General features: G+C 60.5%; 12 protein-coding genes. 11 read left to right on the plus strand and 1 reads right to left on the minus strand.

Features of this window, described 5'->3' with window-relative positions; all coding sequences use genetic code 11:
• Positions 1-271, plus strand: a 271-nt coding sequence (locus DNK10_RS25990; protein ID WP_208738799.1) for a hypothetical protein, incomplete at its 5' end; no start/stop codon positions are given.
• A gap of 1 nt (position 272) precedes the next feature.
• On the opposite strand, the gene DNK10_RS08040 is transcribed toward DNK10_RS25990, so the two are convergent.
• On the minus strand, positions 273-698 hold the full coding sequence (locus DNK10_RS08040; protein ID WP_131181591.1) for a VOC family protein: 426 nt from the start codon (positions 696-698) through the stop codon (positions 273-275).
• Positions 699-794: 96 nt separating this feature from the next.
• Here DNK10_RS08040 and DNK10_RS08045 point away from each other — a divergent pair, with 96 nt between their 5' ends.
• The 10 genes from DNK10_RS08045 to DNK10_RS08090 all read left to right on the plus strand — a co-directional run bounded on the left by DNK10_RS08045 (position 795) and on the right by DNK10_RS08090 (position 14,413).
• Positions 795-1,658 (plus strand): LysR family transcriptional regulator, encoded by an 864-nt coding sequence (locus tag DNK10_RS08045; protein WP_131191193.1) that lies wholly within the window; start codon positions 795-797, stop codon positions 1,656-1,658.
• A 59-nt stretch (positions 1,659-1,717) separates the two neighbouring features.
• Entirely contained in the window at positions 1,718-2,221 is a 504-nt protein-coding gene (locus DNK10_RS08050) for an RNA polymerase sigma factor (RefSeq protein WP_131181593.1), read from the plus strand.
• A 90-nt stretch (positions 2,222-2,311) separates the two neighbouring features.
• Entirely contained in the window at positions 2,312-3,289 is a 978-nt protein-coding gene (locus tag DNK10_RS08055; protein ID WP_131191194.1) for a FecR family protein, read from the plus strand.
• Positions 3,290-3,967: 678 nt separating this feature from the next.
• The gene (locus tag DNK10_RS08060) at positions 3,968-6,916 is read left to right on the plus strand and encodes a TonB-dependent hemoglobin/transferrin/lactoferrin family receptor (protein WP_131191195.1); all 2,949 of its coding nucleotides are present in this window, start codon (positions 3,968-3,970) and stop codon (positions 6,914-6,916) included.
• 114 nt (positions 6,917-7,030) lie between these two features.
• Positions 7,031-7,606, plus strand: coding sequence for a heme acquisition protein HasA (locus tag DNK10_RS08065; RefSeq protein ID WP_131191196.1), 576 nt, complete (start codon positions 7,031-7,033; stop codon positions 7,604-7,606).
• 224 nt (positions 7,607-7,830) lie between these two features.
• On the plus strand, positions 7,831-9,597 hold the full coding sequence (locus DNK10_RS08070; protein WP_131191197.1) for a type I secretion system permease/ATPase: 1,767 nt from the start codon (positions 7,831-7,833) through the stop codon (positions 9,595-9,597).
• A gap of 234 nt (positions 9,598-9,831) precedes the next feature.
• On the plus strand, positions 9,832-11,163 hold the full coding sequence (locus tag DNK10_RS08075; RefSeq protein WP_131191198.1) for an HlyD family type I secretion periplasmic adaptor subunit: 1,332 nt from the start codon (positions 9,832-9,834) through the stop codon (positions 11,161-11,163).
• Positions 11,164-11,165: 2 nt separating this feature from the next.
• Entirely contained in the window at positions 11,166-12,515 is a 1,350-nt protein-coding gene (locus DNK10_RS08080; RefSeq protein ID WP_131191199.1) for a TolC family outer membrane protein, read from the plus strand.
• 346 nt (positions 12,516-12,861) lie between these two features.
• The gene (locus tag DNK10_RS08085) at positions 12,862-13,368 is read left to right on the plus strand and encodes an RNA polymerase sigma factor (protein ID WP_165493585.1); all 507 of its coding nucleotides are present in this window, start codon (positions 12,862-12,864) and stop codon (positions 13,366-13,368) included.
• A 46-nt stretch (positions 13,369-13,414) separates the two neighbouring features.
• On the plus strand, positions 13,415-14,413 hold the full coding sequence (locus tag DNK10_RS08090; protein ID WP_242674630.1) for a FecR family protein: 999 nt from the start codon (positions 13,415-13,417) through the stop codon (positions 14,411-14,413).
• Positions 14,414-14,497 lie beyond the last annotated feature (84 nt).

Genomic DNA, 14,497 nt, shown 5'->3' on the forward strand with positions numbered 1-14,497 from the left:
CAAGGATTGGGATGCGCGGCCCGTAGGATGGGTGAAACCCATCATGCATTCCCCACCATTCACCGTGTGGTACGAGTTGACCATCCGCAGGGTCGGTGTGGGCAGCCGAGCGGGTTTGGGCGGCGATGGGTTGCACCCATCCTACAAGGATTGGGATGCGCGGCCCGTAGGATGGGTGAAACCCATCATGCATTCCCCGCCATTCCCCGTGTGGTACGAGTTGACCATCCGCAGGGTCGGCATGGGCAGCCGAGCAGGATTGGGCGGCTGAGTTACTTGGCGAACAGCTGGCTCATATCCTTGAACGCCTTGAACTCCAGGGCGTTGCCGCACGGGTCGAGCAGGAACATGGTGGCCTGTTCGCCCACCTGGCCCTTGAAGCGCACGTAGGGTTCGATCACGAACGCCGTCTCGCGCTCCTGCAGGCGCTGCGCCAGGGTTTCCCAGACCGGCCACTCGAGAATCACGCCGAAGTGCGGTACCGGCACATCGTGGCCGTCCACCGGGTTGCTGTGGGCGGCTTCCTGGTGTGCCATCTTCGGGGCTTCGTGGATCACCAACTGGTGGCCGAAGAAATCGAAATCCACCCAGTGGTCGCTACTGCGGCCTTCGGCACAGCCGAAGACTTCGCCATAGAAATGTCTGGCGGCTGCCAGGTCGTAGACCGGAATGGCCAGGTGAAACGGGGACAATGCCATGATCAGGCTCCTTAGGTCGGTGCCCATCGATTTTAAGTGCAAGATTTTTGATTAAAAGCGAATATTCTTGCCATCCAGCTCAAATGAAGTCGATCAATGCTCCGTGAACTGAAGACCTTCGTCGCCGTTGCCCGCTATGGCACCTTCGCCGCGGCCGGGCTGCGTGTCGGCCTTACCCAGTCCGCGGTGAGCGCGCAGATGCGCGTGCTGGAACAGAACCTCGGCGTGCGCCTGTTCGACCGCAGCGGGCGCAGCGCGGTGCTGAGCGCTGGTGGCCGTCACGCGCTGCCATTGGCCGAGCAGATCCTGGGCCTCTACGCACAGATGGCCCTGCCCACGGCGCTGGCGGAATGGCAGGGCGAACTGAAGATCGGTGCCATCGCCAGCGTACAGACCGGGCTGTTGCCCGAGGCCCTGGTGCGTTTTCGTACCCAGGCTTCGCAGGTGGAACTGAAGCTGGTGCCCGGCGTTTCCCTCGATCTGCTCGGCCAGGTGGATGCCGGCGAGCTGGATCTGGCCGTGCTGATCCGCCCGCCGTTCGAACTGCCCAAGGAGCTGCTGCAGGTCGAGCTGGTACGCGAGCCTTTCGTGCTGATCGCCCCGCCCGATCTGCCGGGAGACGATCCACTGCAGCTGCTGCGCGAGCAGCCCTTCGTACGTTACGACCGGCGTTCCTTCGGTGGCCGCCAGGTCGAGCGCTTCCTGCGCGAGCAGCGCCTGACGCCCCGTGAAGCACTGGAGCTGGATGAACTGGAAGCCATCGTGCGCATGGTCGAGTGCGGCCTGGGGGTTTCCCTGATTCCCCGTGCCGGGCTCTGGTGCCAGCGACCCTCGGCGTTACGCGTGCTGGAGCTGGGCGAACTCACCTTTCACCGTGAGCTGGTGGCGATTCTGCGCCGGGCACAGCGCCAGCCGGCACTGGACTGGTTACTGCAGTGTCTTGGCAAAAATGATAATTGAAAACTATTCTCATCGGCCGGTAAGATGCTGCTCCTTCCCGCTCAGGTCAGGTATGTCGATTGTCGGATCTGGATCTCAAAGGCCTTTTCCAGCAGCACGCCAGAGCGCTGCAAAGCTTCCTGCTGCGCAAGAGCCGTGACCCGCACCTGGCTGCCGATCTGGTACAGGAGAGTTTCCTGCGTCTGACCGAGCAGGCGCGGCACGAGCACATCGACAACTCACCGGCCTATCTCTACCGCACCGCGCGCAACCTGCTGATCGACCATCGCCGTCAGCAGGAACGCCGCAAGACCGACCTGGTGGGCGACGAGGTGCTCAACGCTGTCGAAGATGAGGTCGACAGTCTGGAAGACACGACCGAGAGGCAGCAACGTATGGAGCTGTTGCAACGTGCAGTGGCCGAACTACCGCCGCGTACCCGCGAAATCTTTCACCTCAACCGCATCGAAGGCCTGACCCATGCCGAGGTCGCCAGGCGCCTGGAAATCAGCGACAGCTCGGTGCAAAAACACCTGTCCAAGGCGCTGGCGCATGTCATGGAACGACTGGGTGAACGTCCATGACCGTAAAAGTTACCGATATCACCGGGCACTTTTACGGTAAAAGGGCCGCCCAAGCGTCATTACCCCTATAAGAGAAACCGAGAGCACGACGTGAATAGCCCAGACCTGCAGGATCGCGGGATTCGCCAGGCCGCTGCCGAATGGGCGGTGCGCATGAGCGACTCGCCGCTTAGCGAGGACGAGCAGCAGGCGCTACGGGCCTGGCTCGCCCTCGACCCTCGGCATGCCGAGGCGCTGCAGCTCGCCCGCCGAACCTGGGGCGATCTGGCGGCCCTGCCGGTTGCCGCGCAGGAGGCGCCACGTCGTGTACCAACCGCCGCCGTTGCCGTTGCGCGCCCACGTCGGCGACGTGCTCTGCGCTGGCTGAGCAGCGCTTCGCTACTGTTGCTGTTGGCAGCAATCGGCTGGACGCAGGGCCCGGCCCTGTACCTGCCGCTGGTCGCCGACCATCTGACCGCCACCGGCGAAGTGCGCACGGTCGAACTGCCCGACGGCAGTCAGGCGATCCTCGACGCGCGCAGCGCCATCCGTCTCGATTACACCGAGCAGGCACGCCGTGTGGAACTGCTGGCCGGCTCGGCGATCTTCCAGACCGCCCCCGTGGGCAAGCATGAATCACGGCCCTTTATCGTCGAAAGCGCCGGCGGCAAGGCCCAGGCCTTGGGTACCCGCTTTCTGGTCAGCCGCAATGACGCCGAGCAGGCCCTGGTCGGCGTCATGCAGCACCGCGTCGCGGTCAGCAAGAACAGTCACAGCCTGATCCTCGAAGAAGGGCAGAGCGCCCGTTACGACGCCGATGGCCATATCGAGCGCCTCGACCTCGACCTGGCGCGCGCCAGCAGCTGGCAGCGCGGGCTGCTGATCTTCGACCAGGTGCCGCTGGCGCAGGTGGCGCAGCAGCTCAACCGCTACCGCGACGGGCATATCCTGATCGCCGACGGCCAACTGGCGCAACGCAAGGTCAGCGGCGTATTCCGCCTGGACTCGCTGGACGGCGCCGTCGCCACCCTGACCGGCGAACTGCACGCCCGGCATACCGACCTGCTCGGTGTCACTCTGATCTACTGAGCACCGGTGCCTGCCGCACATGTAGGATGGGTGAAACCCATCAATTTGCCGATGGGTTAACACCTACGCGGCCCGGCCCATCCTACGACCTGCACATGCCGCGAATCTTGCCGAATGGCCGCAATCGAATCGCCCGCAAGCGTGCTCCTACACGAACGCTGGCTTGCCGACGCGGCCTGTAGGATGGGTGCAACCCATCAATTTGCCGATGGGTTAACACCTACGCGGCCCGGCCCATCCTACGACCTGCACATGCCGCGAATCTTGCCGAATGGCGCAATCGAATCGCCCGCAAGCGTGCTCCTACACGAACGCTGGCTTGCCGACGCAGCCTGTAGGATGGGTGGCAACCCATCAATTTTCGATGGGTTAACACCTACGCGGCCCGACCCATCCTGCAGGCTCATATAAATCAATGGGTTATCTGAGCTTTGATGAGAGCCGGCTTGCCGGCGATGCTTTTGCGCCCTCACGGCCCAATCGCCGCTGAAGTGTTTCCCGCGATCTGCTGGGCCACCCGTAGGGCCGTCTCCCGGCTCTCCACCGTTTGCAAACGCCTGTGAAAAAAACTCGAAAATTCCTTACTGAGTTTTCCGGGCTGGAGCGTCTTGCCTATTGATAGTGATTTTCATTACTAGAAAGGCACACGACAAGCAGGGTAAATGGGGAGCTAGGGGAATGAGTCATCAAGTAGCCAGGGCATCACGAGCGCAACGCTCCGTTCGCCTGGCCGGCAGTCTGGTGGTAGGCGCGACACTCGCTTTCAGCGGCGCCGCCTGGGCGCAGCAGGCCGCCGGCGACATGGCGCCAGCCAGTACCAACGCCGAACAGATCACCTTCGATATTCCCGCACAGCCGCTGGGGAGCGCTGTGGTCACCTTCGCCGAGCAGGCCGGGATTCAGGTGTTCTTCGACAGCGGCAAACTGGCCGGCCTGCAAAGCCGTGAACTGAAAGGCCTGCATTCGCCGCAGCAGGGGTTGGGCCTGCTGCTCAGCGGGTTGCCGGTGAGCTACAGCTTTACCGGCGAGCGGCGGGTGAATGTGGAGCGGGTGGCACAGGTTGGCGGGACGGTCGAGATAGCTGCCACCCAGGTGCAGGCGGAGCGTGAGAGGGATTGGGTGCACGAAACGCCACGTTCCGTAAGTGTGATCACGCGGGAGCAAATTGATAAACGCCCGCCACGGCATGCCGCCGACATGCTGGTGGATACGCCCGGTGTGACCAGTGCGGTAGATCGCCACAATCCTGCTCTATCGGTAAATATCCGAGGCATGCAGGACTTTGGTCGGGTCAACATGATGATCGATGGCATGCGCCAGAACCATGTGGAGAGTGGTCACCAGCGGCGCAACGGTGAGATGTACGTCGATTCGGAGCTCCTGAGTAGCGTAGTCATCGAGAAGGGCCCTAACGCCGGAGTGTATGGCGCCAATGCGATTGCCGGTAGCGCCAATTTCCGCACGCTGGATTACGACGACATCATTTTGCCGGGGCAGGATCAAGGTGTACGTCTGCGCGGCACTACCGGCGTTGGCGGTTATGCAAATGGCATGCATTTCCAAGGCAGTGCGGCAGTTGCGGGACGCTTCGATGACCGGTTAGAGCTATTGTTCGCGCGCAGTAATAAGAACCAAGGAGAGTATAGGGTCGGAGATCGCGGTCGCACATGGTTCACATCAGGGCTGCCCCCTTCAGGAATCACTCCTACAGGCCAAGAGGAAATTAGAGAAGTTCGTTTTTCCGACCAGGAACAGGATTCTTTGCTAGCCAAGGCCCGTTTAAAAATAAATGAGGATCATAGTCTTCAATTTTCTTATATAAATACAGAAAATTCCTACGCTAATGTTTCAGCTTGGTCGCAACGAAATATTAATGGATGGAGCGCCTATGGTGATGCGAAGGCGTCATCAGACTCTTATTCTTTAGATTGGAATTTCTCGCCAGATAACCCGCTTATTGATTTAAAGGCGAAGCTGTATTTTGTTACAACCGATAACCAGCGTGTAACAATGCCTACTCCAAATTCGGAGGCGGATAATGTATGGAACGCTAGTGCAAATTTTTGTCTACAAAACCCCGTGTCGTCTGATTGGATTCAGTACTGCATGGATGGAATGAGGAATAAAGTCAATACTCGCACCGATACATGGGGGGTGACGCTGGAGAATACCTCATATTTCGATGTTGGCATGCGTGACTTGGATGTTTCTGCGAATTATGGTTTTGAGTGGTTTCAAGATGAGGGTAAATCTAAAAACTCCATTGATCGTAATGGAGTTTCTACTGCGTATCTCAATGAGTACGCTGGGAATAATTTGAACCCCAATGGGCGTCGTGATGTTGCTAGCGCCTTTGCTTCATTGACAGTAAAGCATGAGCCGTTCACGCTAAAAGCAGGCTTGCGCTATGACTGGTATCACCTGCGTGGAAAAACAGATGTGCCAGGTACACAAAGTAGTTATCTGGATAGATTTGATTCGTTCATGGATTATTTTCATTGTGGGCAGGTCAATGAAAACAACCCGGCCGCTTGCGCCGCGGGATATGCAGGGGGCATTGATGGTGCGGTAGCTTTCTTGTTGGACGGCAGGCGTCCGGTCGATCTATGGACAGATGTACGTTTCGAACCCCATTGGATTGAAGAACGGGGTTCTTATGAATATGATGTCGACCGCAGCATGGGCAGATTCTCTCCTTTTATTTCGGCCTCTTGGCAGCTTACGGACTGGTTCGAACTATTCAGTAACTGGGGCAAGGGCTTCCGCCCGTCTGCCATGACTGAAACCCTATGGGAGGGCGGTCATAGCGGAGATACTTCCGCTTATATGTATCCCAATCCGCTTCTGGAGCCCGAGCGCTCTACCAGTTGGGAGCTGGGGTTTAATATCTTACATCGTGATCTATTTAAGCCCAGTGATAAAGTAAGCATGAAGATGGCTTATTTTGACACGAGAGTAGATAATTTTATTTATACCTCGTCGGTTAATGGCATGCCTGGCCAGATTCCGGCTCTTGGGCTGGGCAATGCAATGTTTGTGAATAACCTCGCGGAAATGAAGTTTCGAGGGGTTGAGCTGGAGACAGACTATGACGCTGGCGGTTGGTATGTCGGTGGGCAATATACGAAGTATTTGGGCGGGCCAAATGATTTCTGCAAGAAACTCTATCCATTAGGCGTCCAGTCTGATCGTCTTGATCAGCCTAATGAGGATGGATCGATGACTTCGGAGCATCTACAGGCAATCGCAGCGGGATATGGTTCGTACCGGGAACTATTGGACGCAAGGGTTGTATGTCCTACTTCATCAGTCATGAACTCGGCGCGAATCATGCCGATGGATCAGCATGGTATCCATCTTGGGATGAGAGCGTTTTCTCGGACGTTGGATCTTGGGGTGCGTTATCATCGTGGCGAAGCCAGTACGGATTATGGTAATGAGCCGCCATGGGATTCATATACCACTTGGGATCTCTATGCCCGGTATCAGCCAACGCAGAACCTGTTGTTGAGCTTTACTGTGGAGAACGTACGGGATGAGAGTTACCAAAGTGGGTATTCAGACAACTATTCGAAAACATATGCCCCGGGGCGTACGTTCCTAGTGGGCTCCGAGTTGAGATTCTAATTGAGTGAAGTGATTTCGCTCGATGGAATGGTAGCGGCAAGGCCGTTGCTTGGTTGGACATACAGTTTTACTGTATGAACAGTGTGAACATTAACTTAATCGTGGAGTTCAGAAATGAGCACAGTAACTGTTGGTTACAACGAGAGCTACTTTCCGTACGACTACTATGCGGATGACACTTTCAAGGACGTACTTGAGGCATGGGCTAGCAGTGGCATTCCCGGCACTCACCCGACCAACACCGGCGGATTCTTCACCGGCGGAGTGGATTACGGCAACCTCTACGGCGACACTTACGCCTTCACCACTGGAAATGGTTACGCCTTCTCGGTTCAAGGCAATCTGACGTATGACTTCGATTTGCAGACCTACCAAGGCACCCATACTGTCTACGGCACTGTCAATTCCATCTCCTTTGGGGGTGGCCTGACGGGTAACGGTACCGTCAATAATCCGTTCCTGACCATTACCTTTGATACTCCGCTTACCAGCGAGCTTTCTGAAGGTTTCAGCGGCGACGTGCATGAGGTGGTCTACGGCCTGATGAATGCCAATGTCAGCGCCCTGCTCGCCGTGCTGGAGAGCGGCTACGGTGTGGATGTTGACGTCGATACCATCGAGGATCTCGGCACGCCGTTTGCCTCCCTGGTCGGTGTCGCCGAAGCCGAAGACTACCTGCTGGCAGCCTGATCGCCATGCAGTAAAAAGCGGATAAAAGATCGCTCTTTTACCCGCCCGGAAAACCCACGCAACCAAGCTTTTTGCCGAGACTGGTTGCGTGGACTGCGGGATTCTCCCGCCCCCTTCGTTATCGAGTCAATCATGAGCGGACTGTCTCCGACCAACGCGTGCGTGCCGGATATAAGCCGGGCTGTGTGTGCTGCCCGATTGCTGTGTTGTCTGGAGCGGCGCCCATGAAGCCTGCGAATACCAACAAGGGCAACGAGATCATCGAGGCCCTTTCCGCCTACAAGAGCGCCTTCTGGAGCGTCGGCATATTCTCTGCCGTCATCAACCTGCTGATGCTCGCGCCGGCGCTGTACATGCTGCAGGTCTACGACCGCGTGCTGGCCTCCAGCAACCAGATGACCCTGGCGATGCTGACCCTGATCATGGTCGGTCTGTATGCCTTTATGGGCGTGCTGGAGTGGGTGCGCAGCCATGTGGTGATTCGCCTGGGTACGCAGATGGACATGCGCCTGAATCAGCGCGTCTATAACGCGGCCTTCGAAACCAACCTGAAAAGCGGCAACCTGGCCGCCGGGCAGGCGCTGAGCGACCTCACCAGCCTGCGCCAGTTCGCCACCGGCAACGCGCTGTTCGCCTTCTTCGATGCGCCCTGGTTCCCGGTGTATCTGCTGGTGATCTTTCTGTTCCACCCCTGGCTGGGCGCTTTGGCGCTGGCTGGCGCGGTAGTCTTGACGCTGCTGGCCTGGCTCAATCAGCGCATGTCCAGCGCGCCGCTCGCCGAGGCCGGGCGCATCTCCATTCGTGCCAATCAGCAGGCCACGGCCAACCTGCGTAACGCCGAAGCCATCGAAGCCATGGGCATGCTGGCCAATCTGCGCCAGCGCTGGCTCGGTGAGCACAAGGCGTTTCTCTATCAGCAGAACCTGGCCAGCGAGAAGAGTGCAGTGATCAGTGCCTGGTCGAAAAGTGTCCGCCTGGCGCTGCAGTCGTTGATGCTCGGCCTCGGCGCCTTGCTGGCCGTGGCCGGCGAAATCACTCCGGGCATGATGATCGCCGGCTCGATTCTGGTCGGCAGGGTGCTCAGCCCGCTGGATCAACTGATTGGCGTCTGGCGTCAGTGGACGTCGGCGCGCCTGGCCTACCAGCGCCTCAGCCAGTTGCTGCAGAGCAATCCGGCTCGTGCCGAAGCGATGGCCTTGCCAATACCCTTGGGCGCCTTGCAGGTCGAGCGGATCACCGCCTGTGCGCCAGGCACGCGCAATCCGGTGTTGAGCAATGTCGGCTTCGCTCTGGAAGCCGGCGATATGCTGGGTGTGCTCGGCCCATCCGGCTCGGGCAAGTCCAGCCTGGCGCGTCTGCTGGTGGCTGCGCAACCGGTGCTTGCCGGCAAGGTACGGCTGGATGGCGCCGACCTGCATCAGTGGGACAAGGCCGACCTGGGCCCGCACCTGGGTTACCTGCCACAGGACGTGCAGTTGTTCGCCGGAACCATCGCCGAGAACATCGCCCGTTTTGGTGTGGTGGATGCCGACCAGGTGGTCGCCGCCGCACGTATGGCGGGTGTGCATGAACTGGTGCTGCAACTGCCTCAGGGCTATGACACGGTGCTTGGCGAATCCGGTGCGGGCCTGTCCGGTGGGCAGCGCCAGCGTATCGGTCTGGCCCGGGCGATGTATGGCCTGCCGGCACTGATCGTACTCGACGAGCCGAACGCCAACCTGGATGACCCCGGCGAGAAGGCGTTGCTGTCGGCCATCGAACAGCTCAAGCAACACAAGCGCACGCTGGTGCTGATCACTCACAAGCCGGCTCTGCTGGCGGGGGCGGACAAGCTGCTGATCCTGCGTGGCGGGCAGATGCAGGCCTTCGGCCCGGCGGCCAAGGTGATGCAGGAACTGCAGGCCGCCGCCCGGCCGCAGGTCGCCCCGGCGCTGAAGGTCGCGCCTTCCATCAGCATGAGCTATGGCAGCCAGCCGAGCACATCCGTCTGAGCATCGAAAATTAAATTGAAAACCGTAGGAGCCGGCAAGGTGAGGTGCCCCGTTGTTACTACCGACACGCTGGCGGCGGCTCTCGTAAAAATATACTAACCAATTGATTTTTATTGATTTTGTAGGATGGGTGAAACCCATCGGCAACTGATGGGTTGGCACCTGCGCGGCCCGACCCATCCTACGGCCTGTTGCTGTGCAACAGCTCCTACGTATCAAGGATCGGGAATACCCATGCAAACCAGCCTCAAACAGGATGCCGCCATCAGCGCGGATGTGTTGCAACTCGATGAGCGCGGCTATGCCCGTTTCGGCCGCTGGCTGGTCATGCTCGGTTTTGGCGGGTTCCTGCTGTGGGCCGCGCTGGCACCGCTGGACAAGGGTGTGGCCGTTTCCGGCAACGTGGTAGTCGCCGGTAACCGCCAGGCGGTGCAGCATGTGGCCGGTGGCCTGGTGGAGCGCATCCTGGTGCGCGATGGCGATCAGGTGCAGGCCGGCCAGGTATTGCTGCAACTGGATGAAACCCAGGCGCGCGCGTTGCGCGATTCCCTGCGTGTGCAATACATCAACGCCCGGGCCGGCGAGGCACGCTGGCTGGCCGAGCGCGATGGGTTGAGCGAAATCGATTTCGCCGCGGATCTGCAGCAGGATCGCAACGATCCCTGGGTCGCTACCGCGTTGAGCCTGCAGCAGCAACTGCTGATCAGTCGCCGCCAGGCTCTGGATTCGGAGCTGGCCGGGTTACGTGAAACCATCGCCGGCACCGAGGCGACGTTGCAGGGGCTGCGCGATTCGAAAGCCTACAAGGAAGCGCAGCGCAGTTCCATGCAGGAACAGTTGAACGGGCTGCGCGAGCTGGCGCGTGAGGGCTATATCCCGCGCAATCGTTTGCTGGAGACCGAACGCCTGTACGCCCAGATCAATGGCGAGATTTCCCGCGACCTGGGCGAGCTCGGTAGAACCCAGCGCCAGGTGCAGGAGCTGCGTTTGCGTAGCGAGCAGCGCCGGGAGGAGTACCGCAAGGAAGTGCAGCAGCAGTTGGCGGACAGCCGCCTGAGCGCCGAGGAACTGGCCAGCCGGCTGCACGGCGCCGAGTTCGACCTGGCCAATACCCAGGTGCGGGCGCCGGCCAGCGGTACGGTGGTCGGCTTGAACGTTTTCACCGAGGGCGGTGTGGTCAGCCCGGGCCAGCCGCTAATGGAAATCGTGCCCAGGGATGCACCGCTGCTGGTCGATGCCCAGGCCCCGGTAGAGCTGGTGGACAAGCTGCATCCCGGCCTGCAGGTGGAACTGATGTTCGTCGCCTTCAACCAGAGCAAGACCCCTCGCGTCAGTGGCGAAGTCACTCTGGTATCGGCTGACCGCCTGGTGGATGAGCAGACCGGCATGCCCTATTACAAGGTACGCACCAAGGTGAGCGAAGAGGGCATGCGTCAACTGGCAGGGCTGGAGATTCGCCCCGGCATGCCGGTCGAAGCCTTCGTGCGTACCGGCGAACGTTCATTGCTCAACTACCTGTTCAAACCGCTGGCCGACCGCACTCATATGGCTCTGGTGGAAGAATGATGATGCATCGCCTGTCGTGGTTGCTCGTCGCCTTGTTCGTTCCATCCGTCCACGCACTCGACCTGCAGGATGCCTATGCCCTGGCACTGCGTAACGATCCGACCTTCCATGCCGCGCTCAAAGAGCACGAGGCGGGACAGGAGGAAATCGCCATTGGCCGTGCGGCGCTGCTGCCCAGGCTCAGCTACACCTATAGCAATGCCCGCAACGAATCGGAGGTCACCCAGTCGGATACCCGTATCGAACGCGATTACCGCAGCTACTCCTCCAACCTGACCCTGCAGCAACCGCTGTTCGACTATGCCGCCTGGGCCGGATACCGCCAGGGCGTGGCCAGGGCGCTGCTGGCCGACGAGCGTTTTCGCGCCCGCAGCCAGGAGTTGCTGGTGCGCCTGTTCGAGGCCTACAGCAGCGCGCTGCTGGCTGCCGAACGCAGTTCCCTGGCCCAGGCCCAGCGCCGTGCCTATGGCGGGCGACTGACGCTGAACAAGCGGCTGTTCGAGGGCGGAGAGGGTACCCGCACCGACATGCTGGAAACCCAGGCTCGCCATGAACTGGCCCTGGCTCAGGAAATCGAGGCGCAAGACGCTCTGGACGCAGCGCTGAACGAATTGCAATCCATCGTCGGCGAGCCTCTGGTCATGCAGGATCTGACGCCCATGACCGAGACCTTCGAGGTGCAGCCACTGCAGCCGCAGCGTTTCGATGCCTGGCGCGATATGGCCCTGGCCAGTAACGCCGATCTGGCCAGCCAGCGCCATGGCCTGGAGGTCGCCGAGCAGAACGTCAAGCGTCTGCGTGCCGGCCATCTGCCGACCCTCAGTGCCTACGCCAGCTCACGTCTGACCAGCTCGGATTCCGAGAGCAGCTACAACCAGAAGTACGACACCGACAGCATCGGCATCCAGTTCAGCATGCCGCTGTTCGCCGGCGGCCGGGTAACGGCCTCCAGCCGGCAGGCCTCGCGGCAACTGGAGCAAGCCAGTTACGAGCTGGATGCACAGACCGCCGCGACCCTGGTCGAGTTGCGACGCCAGTACAACCAGTGCGTCAGCAGCGTGGCCAAGGTGCGCGCCTACGAATTGGCGGTGGCCTCCGCCAGTACCCTGGTCGAAGCCACGCAGAAAAGCGTCATCGGCGGCGAGCGGGTCAACCTCGACGTGCTCGATGCCGAGCAGCAGCAGTTCGAGGCGAAGAGCAACCTGGCCGAGGCCCGTTACGGTTACCTGCGTGCCTGGCTGCAACTGCGCTACCTGGCCGGGGTATTGGGAGAAGCGGATTTACAGCAATTGAGCGGTTACTTCCCCAGTCCAGAAAGAGCGTCATCTCCAGCCCCGGCAGATGCCCCGTAGGAGGGGCGGGCGCGCAGGTGAAACCCATCAATCGCCGATGGGTTTCACCCATCCTACTCTGATGGCAGTTATCGCCTGGTTGTAGCCATCTGTACCGAACAGCTTGAAAGGGATGGTGCTAAAACATCATCCACCGCGTGAGCGGTGCTGGCCGAAACAAGCGTTACGCGAGGTCTACTTGGAAGCCAGCAGCCAGTAGGATGGGTCGGGTCGCGCAGGTGCCAACCCATCAATCGCCTAATGGCTGGTTGCCTGGCTGATCTGCAGGCGCTCGACAGTTATTTTACCCACAGCAGATGAGAAGCATTACCATCCTTGCGATTCGTATAGCGTGATGGTTTGAGCGATGTTCGACGAGTTGTTCCTGGCACAGCGCGGCACCCTGCTGCGTACCTTGCAACGCATGGTCGGCAACCGCAGCACCGCCGAGGATCTGCTGCAGGAAACCTACTTGCGGGTATCCGCTGCCCTGGCCGAGCATCCGGTCGAGCACCTGGCACCCTTCATGTTCCAGACTGCCCGCAATCTGGCCCTTGACCACCTGCGCGGATTGCGTCGGCAGAACCTCATCGTGCAGACGGACGTGCCCAGCGCGGTCATCGAGCAGGTTCCCGCCCGTGCCGCCACGCCCGAAAGCACCCTGGAAAACCAGCAGTTGCTGGAGGCGCTGGATGCCGCCATCGCCGGCCTGACCCTGCGCCAGCAGGAAACCTTCGTACTCAATCGCCTGCAGGGCTGGAGTTATGCCGAGATCGCCGCGCATTTCGATGTGTCCCTGAGCACCGTGCAGAAGGATCTGAAGCTGGCCATGGCCCTCTGCGTCGCCGTTCACAGCCGGCTGGAGGCGCCATGATTACGCGTTTCACTCGCCCAGACGTCTACAAGATAAGACCGTGAAAATGCCCAACGAGAACGATACCGTGCTGTCATCGCAGATCCCTGACCAGGCACCGCCCACGGTGATGGATACGGCGCTGGATTGGCTGATCCGCCTGGAGGAAGCCGATCCCGCCGAGCGCGAGGCCTTCATCCTCTGGCTGGATGCCGACCCGGCCCATGCCGCGGCCTTCGACCAGGCAGAGCGTGCCTGGAACTCATCGCTTGCCGGCGCCGTGGCGGTGCGCACCGCCGCACGCCTTGCGCCTGCCCCCGCGGTCGCCCTGCCAGCACCGCATACGCCTGCGGGGACACGGCGCCGTCGCCGTTGGTCGCGTTGGGCGACGGCAGCGAGCCTGGTACTGGCGTTGCTGCTGGGCACCCAGGCGGATCTACCGACACGCTTGCAGGCCGACATCATCACCGCTCGTGGCGAACAGCAGCGCCTGCCCCTGGAGGATGGTTCGCAGGTCATGCTCGACAGCGCCTCGGCCCTGGCGCTGGATTTCGATGCTCGAACGCGGCGTGCGCGGCTGCTGCGTGGCGCTGCCTATTTTGATGTGGCCAGTGATCCTTCCCGTCCTTTTCTGGTCGAGGCTGGCAGTGCACAGGTACGCGTGGTCGGTACCGCATTCGCGGTGCGCTACCTGGACGAGCAGGTGCGGGTCAGCGTCGAACGCGGCATCGTCGAGGTCAGCGCCGGTAGCGAAAGCATACGCCTCAGCGCCGGCCAGGAGGCCAGTCTGAGCGATGGCCGGATGAGTGTGCAGCGCTCGACTGGCCAGTCCCTGGCTTGGATCAAGGGACGCCTGGCGTTCGAGGATGCGCCCCTGGGCGAGATCGTCGACGAGCTGCGCCGTCATTATCCGGGCTTGATCCTGGTGGCCGATGCTGAACTGGAGTCCCTGGCGGTAACCGGCAACTATCGCCTGGACAATCCCCAGGTGACGCTTCGCGCGCTCGCCGCCCTGGCCGGTGCCGAACTCAGCGAATGGCCGGGGGTGTTGATTCTGCGGCGTTGAGGCTTTTGTAATTCATAGGGTGTAGAGGCGAACTCTTTTGCCGAGCCTTGTGCGAGAAGCGAATTGCCGTGATCCGTCAGGTAT

Source organism: Phytopseudomonas daroniae (assembly GCF_004327275.1).
In the GTDB taxonomy this organism is placed as follows: domain Bacteria; phylum Pseudomonadota; class Gammaproteobacteria; order Pseudomonadales; family Pseudomonadaceae; genus Aquipseudomonas; species Aquipseudomonas daroniae.

Excerpts from the sequence above, each read along its gene's own strand:
- DNK10_RS08040 (WP_131181591.1), bottom strand. The coding sequence starts at position 698 with ATGGCATTGTCCCCGTTTCACCTGGCCATTCCGGTCTACGACCTGGCA.
- DNK10_RS08045 (WP_131191193.1), top strand. The coding sequence starts at position 795 with ATGCTCCGTGAACTGAAGACCTTCGTCGCCGTTGCCCGCTATGGCACC.
- DNK10_RS08060 (WP_131191195.1), top strand. The coding sequence starts at position 3,968 with ATGAGTCATCAAGTAGCCAGGGCATCACGAGCGCAACGCTCCGTTCGC.
- DNK10_RS08065 (WP_131191196.1), top strand. The coding sequence starts at position 7,031 with ATGAGCACAGTAACTGTTGGTTACAACGAGAGCTACTTTCCGTACGAC.
- DNK10_RS08070 (WP_131191197.1), top strand. The coding sequence starts at position 7,831 with ATGAAGCCTGCGAATACCAACAAGGGCAACGAGATCATCGAGGCCCTT.
- DNK10_RS08075 (WP_131191198.1), top strand. The coding sequence starts at position 9,832 with ATGCAAACCAGCCTCAAACAGGATGCCGCCATCAGCGCGGATGTGTTG.
- DNK10_RS08080 (WP_131191199.1), top strand. The coding sequence starts at position 11,166 with ATGCATCGCCTGTCGTGGTTGCTCGTCGCCTTGTTCGTTCCATCCGTC.
- DNK10_RS08085 (WP_165493585.1), top strand. The coding sequence starts at position 12,862 with ATGTTCGACGAGTTGTTCCTGGCACAGCGCGGCACCCTGCTGCGTACC.
- DNK10_RS08090 (WP_242674630.1), top strand. The coding sequence starts at position 13,415 with ATGCCCAACGAGAACGATACCGTGCTGTCATCGCAGATCCCTGACCAG.